This window comes from Leucobacter chinensis (genome assembly GCF_019049105.1).
Classification (GTDB): Bacteria; Actinomycetota; Actinomycetes; order Actinomycetales; family Microbacteriaceae; genus Leucobacter_A; species Leucobacter_A chinensis.
In genome coordinates this window covers 114,726-125,925 of sequence record NZ_JAHQZR010000005.1, presented here as the reverse complement: position 1 = coordinate 125,925, position 11,200 = coordinate 114,726, and the positions used below count along the sequence as shown (strand labels likewise).

13 protein-coding genes and 1 tRNA gene are annotated in these 11,200 nt (G+C 59.1%); 5 read left to right on the top strand and 9 right to left on the bottom strand.

Features of this window, described 5'->3' with window-relative positions; all coding sequences use genetic code 11:
* Positions 1-4: 4 nt before the first annotated feature.
* A complete protein-coding gene (locus KTJ78_RS06650; protein WP_254259449.1) occupies positions 5-244 on the bottom strand; it encodes a helix-turn-helix transcriptional regulator in 240 nt (79 codons plus the stop codon).
* A gap of 77 nt (positions 245-321) precedes the next feature.
* Between KTJ78_RS06650 and KTJ78_RS06645 the strand changes: the two genes are divergently transcribed.
* Together KTJ78_RS06645 and KTJ78_RS06640 are read left to right on the top strand one after the other, a co-directional pair.
* On the top strand, positions 322-885 hold the full coding sequence (locus KTJ78_RS06645; RefSeq protein ID WP_217133815.1) for a helix-turn-helix domain-containing protein: 564 nt from the start codon (positions 322-324) through the stop codon (positions 883-885).
* A complete protein-coding gene (locus KTJ78_RS06640) occupies positions 878-1,996 on the top strand; it encodes a tyrosine-type recombinase/integrase (protein ID WP_217133813.1) in 1,119 nt (372 codons plus the stop codon). The genes KTJ78_RS06645 and KTJ78_RS06640 overlap by 8 nt, the downstream gene beginning before the upstream one ends.
* A gap of 54 nt (positions 1,997-2,050) precedes the next feature.
* Here the strand turns inward: KTJ78_RS06640 and KTJ78_RS06635 are convergent.
* The 6 genes from KTJ78_RS06635 to KTJ78_RS06610 form a co-directional block, all read right to left on the bottom strand.
* Positions 2,051-2,123 (bottom strand) — tRNA-Arg (locus tag KTJ78_RS06635).
* Positions 2,124-2,178: 55 nt separating this feature from the next.
* Complete coding sequence (locus KTJ78_RS06630; RefSeq protein WP_369808013.1) at positions 2,179-2,499, bottom strand: transcriptional regulator; 321 nt, start codon at positions 2,497-2,499, stop codon at positions 2,179-2,181.
* Complete coding sequence (locus tag KTJ78_RS06625; RefSeq protein ID WP_217133811.1) at positions 2,496-3,410, bottom strand: hypothetical protein; 915 nt, start codon at positions 3,408-3,410, stop codon at positions 2,496-2,498. The genes KTJ78_RS06630 and KTJ78_RS06625 overlap by 4 nt, the downstream gene beginning before the upstream one ends.
* A 125-nt stretch (positions 3,411-3,535) precedes the next feature.
* Positions 3,536-4,294 carry an NlpC/P60 family protein gene (locus tag KTJ78_RS06620; RefSeq protein ID WP_254259448.1) on the bottom strand — a complete coding sequence of 253 codons (759 nt, stop codon included), beginning with the start codon at positions 4,292-4,294 and terminating at the stop codon, positions 3,536-3,538.
* Positions 4,295-4,434: 140 nt separating this feature from the next.
* Complete coding sequence (gene gdhA, locus KTJ78_RS06615) at positions 4,435-5,787, bottom strand: NADP-specific glutamate dehydrogenase (RefSeq protein WP_369808012.1); 1,353 nt, start codon at positions 5,785-5,787, stop codon at positions 4,435-4,437.
* A 44-nt stretch (positions 5,788-5,831) separates the two neighbouring features.
* Positions 5,832-6,527: an iron-dependent transcriptional repressor DtxR gene (locus KTJ78_RS06610; protein WP_217133809.1), complete on the bottom strand. Its 696-nt coding sequence runs from the start codon at positions 6,525-6,527 to the stop codon at positions 5,832-5,834.
* Between the two features lie 99 nt (positions 6,528-6,626).
* Between KTJ78_RS06610 and serC the strand changes: the two genes are divergently transcribed.
* The gene (gene serC / locus KTJ78_RS06605) at positions 6,627-7,742 is read left to right on the top strand and encodes a phosphoserine transaminase (protein WP_217133807.1); all 1,116 of its coding nucleotides are present in this window, start codon (positions 6,627-6,629) and stop codon (positions 7,740-7,742) included.
* A gap of 152 nt (positions 7,743-7,894) precedes the next feature.
* Here serC and KTJ78_RS06600 read toward each other — a convergent pair whose 3' ends face one another.
* Entirely contained in the window at positions 7,895-8,512 is a 618-nt protein-coding gene (locus tag KTJ78_RS06600; protein ID WP_254259447.1) for a DUF3027 domain-containing protein, read from the bottom strand.
* The gene (locus KTJ78_RS06595) at positions 8,496-8,873 is read right to left on the bottom strand and encodes a cold-shock protein (RefSeq protein ID WP_217133805.1); all 378 of its coding nucleotides are present in this window, start codon (positions 8,871-8,873) and stop codon (positions 8,496-8,498) included. The genes KTJ78_RS06600 and KTJ78_RS06595 overlap by 17 nt, the downstream gene beginning before the upstream one ends.
* 187 nt (positions 8,874-9,060) lie before the next feature.
* Here KTJ78_RS06595 and KTJ78_RS06590 point away from each other — a divergent pair, with 187 nt between their 5' ends.
* Together KTJ78_RS06590 and KTJ78_RS06585 are read left to right on the top strand one after the other, a co-directional pair.
* Positions 9,061-9,330 (top strand): hypothetical protein, encoded by a 270-nt coding sequence (locus KTJ78_RS06590; RefSeq protein ID WP_217133803.1) that lies wholly within the window; start codon positions 9,061-9,063, stop codon positions 9,328-9,330.
* Positions 9,331-9,338: 8 nt separating this feature from the next.
* Positions 9,339-11,195 carry a helicase-associated domain-containing protein gene (locus KTJ78_RS06585; RefSeq protein WP_217133801.1) on the top strand — a complete coding sequence of 619 codons (1,857 nt, stop codon included), beginning with the start codon at positions 9,339-9,341 and terminating at the stop codon, positions 11,193-11,195.
* Positions 11,196-11,200 lie beyond the last annotated feature (5 nt).

The following is an 11,200-nucleotide window of genomic DNA, read 5'->3' as shown; positions in this document are numbered from 1 at the left end:
TCCTTCATGCCACTTCCCGAGCTGTCGAAGTCTGTGCAGAGCTTTCGATCCACTCGCGAACTTCACTGAGTTTGTAGAAAACAGTTCGCGGAGTCGGTTTATAAAACCGAGGACCAGTTCCTTTGAATCTGAGTTGGGCCAGATGCGCTTTGCTAAGACCTTCTTGCGCCTCACAAACCTGTTCTGGGGTAATAAACGGTTCTTCCACCTTTTCACCTAACTGTTCTTTTTTTAACACTTTCACGGAGTTTTGTTCCGCACCAGGAACACTATCACACAAAGTTCCGCTACGGGAACATAAAAGCCTGTAGAGTTCTCTACATGACTACAGAAATCTTTGGAACCGACGCCAAAAGCGTTGGTAGTCGAGTTCGCGCTTACCGCAAAGCCGCCGGAATCACAGCTGAACAACTAGCAGAAATCGTTGGTGACGGCATGACACGCACGGCCATCGCAAAGCTTGAGAATGGGCACCGAAAAGAAATATCGACAGAACTGCTCGTAAAGCTAGCCCGGGCCCTCAACACTCCGCCTCTAGCACTGCTGTTACCCCTCCAAGAGCCTGATGCCCCATTCTTCAAGACTGAAGCTGGAACCTACACAATCAGTCAATTCGGAAATTGGGCGCTCGGCATCGAGAGGGGTGAAAGTCACGCAGAAGTGGTTCAAGCCGCCGGACATGTCTCTTATCGAGTAACCAGCGCCTTCAAGCAACTCATCATCGACTCAAACGCAGTTGAAGATGCAAGAAAAGACAGCGATGGCACCCCCCAAGAATCAGCCAAAAGCCAAGCTGAAATTCAGAGACTAGAAGGCTCAATTAAACTCGCTACGAACGCTCTGAGTGATCTATCACAGAGACTCGGGCTCCCCGCTAATGGGTAGTATCTACCCTTACGAAACTTCTAAGGGCGAGAAGCGTTACCGCATCGTCTTTCGCGACGCCAATAACCAGCAAAGCTCCAAGCGCGGGTTCACTGGCCTACGGGAGGCTCAGCGGGCGCTAAACAAACTAGAGACGTCAATCCATGAGGGTAGTTACACCCCTGCCGCTGCTGGCCGCGTCGCCATCAATGATTTAGCGAACGATTGGATCGAGACGAAGAAAGCAACGCTAAAGCCTTCTAGCTACACTGCTCTAGAGGCTTCCTGGCGCAACCACGTAGCCCCTAAATGGGGCGAAACACAGGTCTCAAAAATTAAGCCAGCGTCGGTTCAAAAGTGGATCAACAGTCTCGACAAAAGCCCCAGCGTTATTCGCCGTGCGCACGAGGTACTCGCCGGCATCATCGACACTGCGATACCTACCCATCTCAAAACTAACCCTGCCCGCGGCACCGCTTTGCCTAAGAAAGTAAAGGCCAGCGAGCGCCGCTACCTTACGCACAAAGAGCTCTGGCGTTTAGCCGAAGCGGCTGGCGATCGGAAGACTCTGATCCTTACACTCGGGTATTGCGGGATCAGATGGGGTGAAGCAACGGCGCTTCAAAAACAAGACCTAGATACCGCTCAACAACGGCTTCATGTTAGGCGCAATGTTGTGCTTATCGGTTCAACACACACGCCGGGTACACCCAAGAGCCATAACAACCGACGTGTTCCAGTACCCACCCTTGTATGGCAGTTACTCGAGCAACAGGTTGCTGGACTCCCCCGCACCGGCCTTGTTTTCGACAACGGCTATGGCGGCTACATGAACCCGCCCTCAGGCGGCAAAACAGGGCGTAACTGGTGGGTGAGCGCCCTCAAAACCGCCGGTATCGACTACCTGACCATTCATGACCTCAGGCACACCGCAGCATCACTCGCAGTATCGTCTGGCGCACACGTCAAAGTGATCCAACGAATGCTCGGCCATGCCTCCGCATCAATCACCCTCGATGTGTACGCAGATCTCTTCGAAGATGATTTAGGGCTACTTGTGGAGCGTTTGGATCAGGCAATAGATGAACAAATTGTTGCCAAATCTGTTGCCACGGCGGCATCAGAGGAATAAGAAAGGCCCCGCGAACCGCACCATCATGCGGATCTCAGGGCCATAATCAATCGGTGCCCCAGATAGGAATCGAACCTACGACACCTTCTTTAGGAGAGAAGTGCTCTATCCACTGAGCTACTGAGGCCTGCGTGCATAACTGCACCACTCAGCAAGCTTACAACACCTCAGCGACCTGCGCCTTACGTCCGCTCTGTAATTCCCTCGGCGATCGCCCTGAGCGCGCTGAGGTGACGAGAGAACGCTTGCGATCCGCGTGCCGTCACAATGACGCGGGTACGAGACTGCTGGGCAATCGCTGTCTTGCGCACGGCCACATACTCTTGCTGCTGCAAGTAGGTAATGGCTTTGCTGAGGGTAGAGTCGTGCGCCTCGAGGTTCGTTCGCAGCGTGACGAAGTCGATTTCAAGCCCCGGTTGCAAAACCGCCATGAGCGAGAATCTCAGTGGTGTTTGAAAGGCCGCATCGAGTTCGTGACGGGGGTGACGTTGCTGAGTAGTCACGGCCTGCGAGCTCCAGGGAGTAGCGTTGCCACGATAAAGAGCGCAAACGTCAGCACTGCAAGCACGATATCGACCACCATTGCGGTCGCCGGGTCAAAGAATACATGCCCATACTGCACCATGATTGCAGCAACAAAATTCGACGCCACAGCCACGCTGAACACCGACCATTGAGCCTCGCCCCACTCATAGCCGACCCTTGCGATATTGCCCGGAGCGCGTTGAAGCACCAACAGCATGAACATGACCACCATTGCCGCGAAGTGCACGTAAGCAGCAACCAACGTAAACGGGCTCGCGGCAAGCATCGCGGCGAAGATGACTCCGATAAGCACGGTGTTGCGCTTCACCGGGGCCGAAAGCCGTTGTGGGCTGAGGTACGCTCTGCGCCCCTTGCGCCCCCGAGGCTGCCCCTCTACGGTGTCACGATACGACCGTTCCTTGAGCAGCGCCATGATCGGCTCGAACGACACGACGCCGAACACCCCGAACGGCACGAGAAGGTTCGCAACGAGGTCACCGTTGACGCCCTTCCACACGGCAAAGATGTACACGAGCACGAATACCGCAATCGTTGCAGAGACCACGATTGCGTTCCTCTTCACATCGACTCTTGCCCGCACCCCAAATCGCTCACGTGCCCCAACCGCAAGGGCTGTAAAAACGATGACCGGCATAAGCAGCAATGCGGGCTGTGCACCCGCGTTCCCGGTAAACGAAGCCCGAACCGTAAGCATGAAGACCGCAAGATAGCTGGCGGTCATAACCGCGCCGCACAGCAGCAGGAACCAGTAGCCGGGGTCTGGACGCGCGTTGCCATTCAACGCAGCAAACTGATCGAGCTGCCGCCTGGCAGTAGCAGTGGCGTTCTCGTCAGAGAGCGTTTCTGCATAACCAACCTTACTTTCCATATGGAAAGCTTAAGCCGCGAGAGCGCTCCCACGCAACAACAGCGCGAGCATTACCCGGTTCTGCACGCAGAATGCAAAAGGCCCGAACCGTTTTCCGGTTCGGGCCTTTTGCAAAAGCTTTACTCTTAGAGGCGGATTGCGCCCGTGAGGGGCTCCCAAGCGGCGTGAACGCCGGCACGTACGGTTCCACCAGGGAAGCCGCCGTGAATAGCCATGCCGTTGCCCTCATAAATAGCAACGTGTGCGCCTGAGCGAGCGTTACCGTAGATGAGAATATCACCGGGGGCGAGAGCGTCGATCGAGACCCGGGTACCAAAGGGATCGTACTGCCAGATTGCGGTGCCGAGGTCACCAACGTTGAACCCGATAGCGCGCAGTGAACGCTCTACGAGAGCGGTGCAGTCTTGCTGGTCGCCGAGCTGTGCGATTGCCGCGGCAAGAAGGCCCTGGGCGCCTGCACCAGAGGGAACGTCATTGTAGATGACCGACTCTGAGGTGACAGCACCGGTCGGGTCGACGTTGCGTGCCTCAATAGCTTCGGCTGCGACCTCAGCTTGCGCTTCTTCTTCGCGCAGAGCATCAGCAGCTTCCTGTGCTTCAGCAAGCTCTTGCTTGATAACTTCTTGATCTTCTTCAACGCCTGGCACATCGACAACGAGGGGAACAGCCTCGATATTATCTGTACGGAATTGCTGCGTCTGCGTTGCAGGTGCAACACTCGCAACCACGTCGTCGGGCTGCGCTGCCGCGAACGCGGGGAAAGCGACGGTGCCAATGAGGCCCATGCTCATCACGCCCGCAAATACGGTGCGCGAGATTTTCTTCGTCTTGCTTTCGCTGGTCGTCGACCGGATGGCCAACTCAGTTCCAGTAGTGTTCGTCAAAATCAAGCCTTACATGTGTTTTTTGTATCACAGAATTGCGAGCCGCAATTCCGAACCTTGACCAGGCTAACCCAATGTAACGAATTTGTCACGCTCCGCTTACAAATTGCTCAATGCCTGGTTGAAGCTTTACTGCAAAATCAGCACACGCCCTGAGCAATCATGGCGTCGGCGACCATGACGAATGAGGCGGTGTTCGCGCCGAGAACATAGTCACCGGGTTGCCCGTACCGCTCTGAAGCCTCATACGTCTTATCGTGCACGTTGCGCATGATCGCGTGCAGGCGTGACTCGCTCTTGTCGAAGTCCCAGCGAGAGCGTGCCGCGTTCTGGCTCATCTCGAGTGCAGAGGTTGCCACGCCGCCAGCGTTAGCTGCCTTGCCCGGGGCAAAGAGCACCTTGGCCTCGTGGAAGAGATCAAACGCTTCAGGGGTCGTCGGCATATTCGCGCCCTCGACAACGGCGATCACGCCGTTCTTCAAGAGCGTGCGCGCGTTTTCTTCTGAGATTTCGTTCTGCGTCGCGCACGGGAAGGCGAAGTCTCCCGCGACGTCCCACACCGATCCGCCCTCAACATATCTAGCCGATGGCTTGCGTGCAGCGTATTCGGTGAGGCGGGCACGCTCGACCTCTTTCACCTGCTTGAGCAGGTCGATGTCGATGCCGCCCTCGTCAACGATGTAACCATTCGAGTCTGAAACGGTGATGGCTTTGCCACCCAAGTGCTGAATCTTTTCAGCCGCATAAATAGCGACGTTACCTGACCCCGACACAAGAGCGGTGCGCCCATGAATGCCGTAACCCGCTTTCGCGAGCATCTCTTCAGCAAAGAAGACAGCGCCATAGCCAGTAGCCTGCGTGCGCACCTCTGCGCCACCCCAACCGGTTCCCTTGCCCGTGAGCACGCCTGACTCGTAGCGGTTTGCGAGGCGGCGGTACTGCCCAAAGAGGTAGCCGATCTCACGGCTTCCCACTCCAATGTCGCCCGCGGGAACGTCGGTCTGCTCACCGATGTGACGGCTCAGTTCGGTCATGAAGCTCTGGCAAAAACGCATAACCTCTGCATTACTGCGGCCGCGCGGGTCAAAGTCGGCCCCACCCTTACCAGCACCAATGCCCTGCATCGTAAGCGCATTCTTGAAGATCTGTTCAAAGCCCAGAAACTTCACGATGCCCACGTTCACGCTCGGGTGAAACCTGATGCCTCCCTTGTAAGGGCCGAGTGAAGAGCTGAACTGAATGCGGTAACCGCGGTTCACGTGCACGCGGTTGTTGTCGTCAAACCAGGGCACCCGAAACATGATTTGCCGTTCAGGCTCGATCAGACGTTCAAGCACCCGATTCTCGATGTACTCTGGATGCTCGTGCAGCACGGGAAGTAGAGAATCGAACACCTCGTCGACGGCCTGCAAGTATTCGGGCTGGTGGCGATCTCGCTTGTGGGCGAGCGTGCGCACCTCGTCAAGGTGTTCTTCTGGGCTCTGTAATATCACGTGCTCTCCTTTAAGCGTGTAAACGAAACCTGTTCGTCAGTCGATCATGAAGCGCGTTCGACGAAGACGAACGCGGCGATCTCTGGCGAGAGGTCAAGCGCTTCTTCAGCACCGTCTGTGTGCACCCGCACATGGCCATCAACCTGGCTGAGCGTTGCGTAGTTGCCGGGAATCACGCCGGCTTCGGCGAGCTGCAAGAGCAGCTCTGGGTCGACCTGGGCCGGTTCGGCGAGGCGGCGGATCAACACCCGCACCTCTGCCCCACCTTGAGCAACGTGCGTTGCGGGGGCCGTGGGGGCCTGCTGACGCCCTTGAGGCTCGATGCCGAGCTCAGCGAGGCCTGGAATGGGGTTGCCGTAGGGCGACTCGCTCGGGTTGCCGAGCACCTTGAGGAGCTTGCGCTCGACCTGCTCGCTCATCACGTGCTCCCAGCGGCATGCTTCTTCGTGCACGTACTCCCACTCGAGCCCGATCACGTCAGAGAGCAGTCGCTCTGCAAGACGGTGCTTGCGCATCACCTGCACGGCCTTCTGTTGTCCCTCTTCGGTGAACTCGAGTCGTCGATCTTCGGTCACCACCACGAGCCCGTCGCGTTCCATGCGCCCGATGGTCTGTGAAACCGTCGGGCCTGAGTGGCCAAGCCGCTCTGAAATGCGCGCGCGCAGCGGCGGCACACCCTCCTCTTCCAACTCGAGGATCGTGCGTAGATACATTTCGGTTGTATCGATCAGGTCCGCCATTGCTACCCCTGTCACTGTTCTCAGCAAGAATTGCCAAGTACTAGCTTACCGCCTAGAAAGCGTCTCATTTCACATCTGTGCTCAGACTACAATTTGCTTATGGCAGATATTTCTATTCCACAGGCCCTTCTTCCCCTCGATGGCCGCTTCGGTTGCGGCCCCTCAAAGGTGCGCTCTGAGCAGCTTTCCTTCTTCGAGAGCCTGCAACCGGGTGTCATCGGCACCTCGCACCGCCAGGCCCCCGTGAAGAACCTCGTGCGCAGCGTGCGCGAGGGCCTCCTCGAGCTGTTTAACGCTCCTGAGGGGTACGAAATCATTCTCGGGAACGGTGGGGCGACCTCGTTCTGGGATGCGGCAGTGCACTCGCTCATCGAGCGCCGCAGCCAACACCTGACCTTCGGCGAGTTCGGTTCGAAGTTTGCCAAGGCAGCCGAGGCCGCACCCTTCCTCGAGCAGCCCGACGTGCGCAGTGCCGAAGCAGGAAGCCTCGCGAGCGCGGAGCCTGTCGCTGGCGTTGACGTATACGCATACCCTCACAATGAGACCTCGACCGGTGTAATGGCTCCGGTTGTTCGTGTGAACGGCGATGAGGGCGCCCTCACGGTTGTCGACGCTACGAGCGCCGCCGGCGGCATCGACTTCGATCCCAGCCAGGTTGACGTGTACTACTTCTCGCCCCAGAAGAATTTCGCCTCTGACGGTGGCGTCTGGTTCGCTCTCGTCTCGCCCGCTGCCATCGAGCGCATCGAGCGCGTGACCTCGTCGGGTCGTTACATTCCTGAGACGCTCAACCTGCAGGTTGCCGTTGAAAACTCTCGCAAAGATCAGACGCTCAATACCCCCGCGGTCGCAACGATCGCGCTGATGGACGAGCAGGTGCGGTGGATCAATGCCCAGGGCGGCCTCGCATGGGCCTCGTCTCGCACCGCGCAGTCGTCGGCAATTCTGTACGACTGGGCCGAGCGTCGCGAGGGCCTCTCGCTCTTCGTCGAGAACCCCGATCACCGTTCACAGGTCGTCGTCACGATCGATTTCGACGATTCGATCGACGCCTCGGCAATCTCGAAAGCACTGCGCGCCAACGGCGTCGTTGACACCGAGCCCTACCGCAAGCTCGGTCGCAACCAGCTGCGCATCGCGACCTTCACCGCGATCGAACCCGATGACGTGCTCGCGCTCACCGCGTGCATCGATTACGTGATCGAGCGCCTCTAAGCGCCCCTCCCCGCGGCCGACCCTCGTGCCCTGCCGCGACACAACACGAACGCCCCTTCCCTCACGGGTTGGGGCGTTCGTGTTTCACGGCCTCGTGAGCGCTTTAGTGGTCGCTCTCGATATCGTCGCTCTCGACATCGTCGTCTGCTGACTCATCTATCTTCTTCATCGTCAGCATCGTCGTCGCTATCGTCATCAAGCGGTTCGTCAGCGAGCGCATCGATATCGACCCCGTCTACCTCTGAGTCAAAGTCAGAGTAGTCGTTGTCCATGACATCGTCTTCATCATCATCGAAGTCGTCATCATCGTCGTCGAGCTCTCGCGCATCCTCATCAGCGGCCCGCTCTTCTTCGGCAAGCTGCGCCTGCGACTCACGATAGGCTGCGAGTCGCTCAGCCCAGGGCACCCACTCGGGCGCGACGAGAGAATCATCGCCGGGCAACATTTCGACCTCGAGCACGGTCACCGGGTCGTCTGGGCTCACCTGAGCGAGGCTCGCTGCCCAGCGCCAACCGGGGTAGCCGGGCAACAAGCATTCGAAGAACAGCGTCGCTGTAGTTTCGTCTTCGGCTTCGTGACCGACAAACGCGCCGATCGTCTCAACGTCGGTCACCTCTTGGAGCGCGGTGAGCGCGAGGTTTGTCGACTGCACAATGGCCGGCGCAACCGTCACAGCAGCGATCTCAGGAGCAGCATCAGCCGTAGCTCCGGGCAGAGTATCGATACCGGTGTCAGTCTCGGTTTCTGTCGTTTCAGGCATCGAAGTCATCAGCGACCCTTCTCAGCAGTGCCGCGACCTGGCGCGACTGTTGACGTTCTGGGTATTGACCGCCCTTGAGGCGCCCGCCAATGCCGTCGAGCAGTTTCACGAGGTCTTCAACGATGATTGCCATGTCGTCGGCTGGTTTGCGGTTACGCCGCGAAGCGCGCGGAGCATCGAGTACCCTTACCGAAAGGGCCTGAGGGCCACGCCTGCCGTCGGCAACGCTGTACTCAACGCGAGTTCCCGCTGTCACCGTGGCATCATCAGGAATCACCGATGCGTGCAGATACACCTGCTGCCCGTCTTCGCCCGAGATAAAACCGAATCCCTTTTCTTCGTCGAAGAACCTGACCTTGCCGCTTGGCATGCTTGTTCCTTTCTTCGTGACCACGGCCGCCCGTGCAAGAGCAAGAGCATTGCAAACCGTGAAGGCTGCGGGCCGTAGTGTGCGCTTATGCGGGCCTATCGTCACCCGTGCGCGGTATTCACTTCTGTAATGAGCTTCAGTCTACCGGTTATGCCTTGATTCAGCTTTGGCGGGTATTCTTAATCTGATGTCAACTGAAACCAATAACCCGAGTCTTGTCGAGAAGGTTCTCGCGTATTCATCACTGTCGATCATTGCGCTCGCGATCATCTCATTTTTCGCCACCCTCATCGCGGCTCTCGTGGGAGTCGAGCGAGAGGTCCTGGCCGAGGGTTTTTGGCCCGTTATCACGTGGATCGGCTACGTTGGTCTGCCCATCGGTTTTGTGCTCATGATGACGTTGCTCGTCATCACACGCCGCCGCCGTAAGCGCGAATTTCTGAACGAACAACGCTAGAACCGACCATGCTCAGTACGGTTCGGCTTGCGCAAACCCTCGCGGGCTTTGATCGTGCAGCACTGCAACACCTGCTTATCGAGCGGGACCTCGACGGCGAGATTCCGCACCTCACCGAACTCGCGATTCGTCTCCTGAATGAGGCGAACATCACCAGAGTGCTGCGACGCCTCACGCTGCTCGAGCTCACCGTGCTGCGGGGTCTCGGGCGCGAAGAAGACGCGACGCAAAGCGCCGAAGCATCGCACGGCATCGCGGCCGACAGCCCCGAGACCTTCGCACAGCTCAAGGCGCTCGGCCTTTGCACCGACGAGGGAACCCTCCCCGAGGTGCAGGAGGCACTCGCAGGCCTCATCGAGACACACGGCGCGCTGCCTGCCCCACGAGACTTTCTCGCCCTCGATGAGAGCGAATACGCCGAGACAGAGCCAGCAAGCGACTGGCCTCAACGCGCTTTTCTTGAGGCCCAACGTGCCGTGCTCACCCTGCAGTTTGCCCGCGAGACTCCGCTGAAACTCACCCGGGCCCGCACAATGACAAAAGTGTCTGAGCGCGCCCTCTGCGAGGCAACGTTCGCGCCAGAGAGCTCGGTTGCGTTCACGACCGCTGCCCTCACCTTCATCGGTGCCCTGCGCCCCGAAGCTCAGCAGCTCATCGTCACCGAAAACGCCGGGGTGTGGGCGACGCTCCCCCACCCCACCCGCTGGGTCGCGCTCGCCTCGGCGATATTGAAGAGCATGCCACAGCTACTCCGCGCTGCCCTCTCGGTGCCCGGTCGCAATCTCTCGGCCATCATCGAGCATACGACCACCGTCACCTACCCGCTCATGGGCCAGCCAGAGCGCGAAGCACTGTCACTGTTTGCCGAGCGTTGTGAGCACTTTGCGATCACCTCAAACGGCGTGTTCACTCCCGCCGCAGAACGGCTGCTCGCTGAGCCAGCCGATATCTCGGGGGCGATCCGCCTCGCTCATGAGCACTTTCCCGCGACCGTCGCGGGGGTCTATTTGCAGCCTGATCTCAGCGTTATCGCGCCGGGCCCGCTCGACCCACGGCAGGGTCTCGCGCTGCTGCAGCTCGCCGATCTCACCGCACCGGGCCTCGCAACCACGTTCATGCTGAGCGAGCGCTCGCTCACGGCCGCGCTCGAGCGGGGGTGGAGCGTGCCCGAGATGCGTGATTTCTTTGCCGAGACCGCACTCACCCCGCTGCCTCAACCGCTCGAATACCTGCTCAAAGACCTTGCCGAGCGGCACGGCACCCTCGAGGTAGAGCCGCTCAACAACACCGACGGTGCGACAATCGTGCGCGTTCGTGACGAGCGACTCGCGCGTGAGCTGCTCGCCGACTCGAGACTGCAGTTGCTTTCGCTCACCGCGACCGAGAAGCCGACCGAGCTCTTCACACGGTTCAGCCAACCGCACGTCATGGCGCTCCTGCTCGATGCGAGGTATCCGGCGAGCAACGCCAACCGATCGCGAGCACGCTCTGACGACGCGGCCGCGCACGCTGATCGCGACGAGGCCGAGACGGTGCGCTTCATCGAGCAGATCGCGCCGGCCCACCGCCACGACGAAACGCAAACGCAACGCGAGTGGGCCGAGCAACAAGCCGCTCAGCTCACCGAGGGCACCCAGGGCGGCGCTGGCCTCGACATCGTTCCCGTGCTTGAGCTCGCGGCGCGAACGGGCGAGACCATGCGCATCACCGTGAGCGACGGCAAACGCGAGCACCTGCTCGACCTGCAGCCGGTCTCGGTCTCGCAGGGCCGTCTGCGGGCGATCGACCCGAAAGCGCAGCTCGAACGCACCGTCTCGGTGCGCGCGATTACCGCGGTCGAGCCCATTCACAACACCGAGGGGTAAACTAG

Bases quoted from the DNA above. Each gene is read 5' to 3' on its own strand.
- KTJ78_RS06645 (WP_217133815.1), top strand. From the start codon at position 322: ATGACTACAGAAATCTTTGGAACCGACGCCAAAAGCGTTGGTAGTCGA.
- KTJ78_RS06640 (WP_217133813.1), top strand. From the start codon at position 878: ATGGGTAGTATCTACCCTTACGAAACTTCTAAGGGCGAGAAGCGTTAC.
- KTJ78_RS06625 (WP_217133811.1), bottom strand. From the start codon at position 3,410: ATGGAAAGTAAGGTTGGTTATGCAGAAACGCTCTCTGACGAGAACGCC.
- KTJ78_RS06610 (WP_217133809.1), bottom strand. From the start codon at position 6,527: ATGGCGGACCTGATCGATACAACCGAAATGTATCTACGCACGATCCTC.
- serC (WP_217133807.1), top strand. From the start codon at position 6,627: ATGGCAGATATTTCTATTCCACAGGCCCTTCTTCCCCTCGATGGCCGC.
- KTJ78_RS06600 (WP_254259447.1), bottom strand. From the start codon at position 8,512: ATGACTTCGATGCCTGAAACGACAGAAACCGAGACTGACACCGGTATC.
- KTJ78_RS06595 (WP_217133805.1), bottom strand. From the start codon at position 8,873: ATGCCAAGCGGCAAGGTCAGGTTCTTCGACGAAGAAAAGGGATTCGGT.
- KTJ78_RS06590 (WP_217133803.1), top strand. From the start codon at position 9,061: ATGTCAACTGAAACCAATAACCCGAGTCTTGTCGAGAAGGTTCTCGCG.
- KTJ78_RS06585 (WP_217133801.1), top strand. From the start codon at position 9,339: ATGCTCAGTACGGTTCGGCTTGCGCAAACCCTCGCGGGCTTTGATCGT.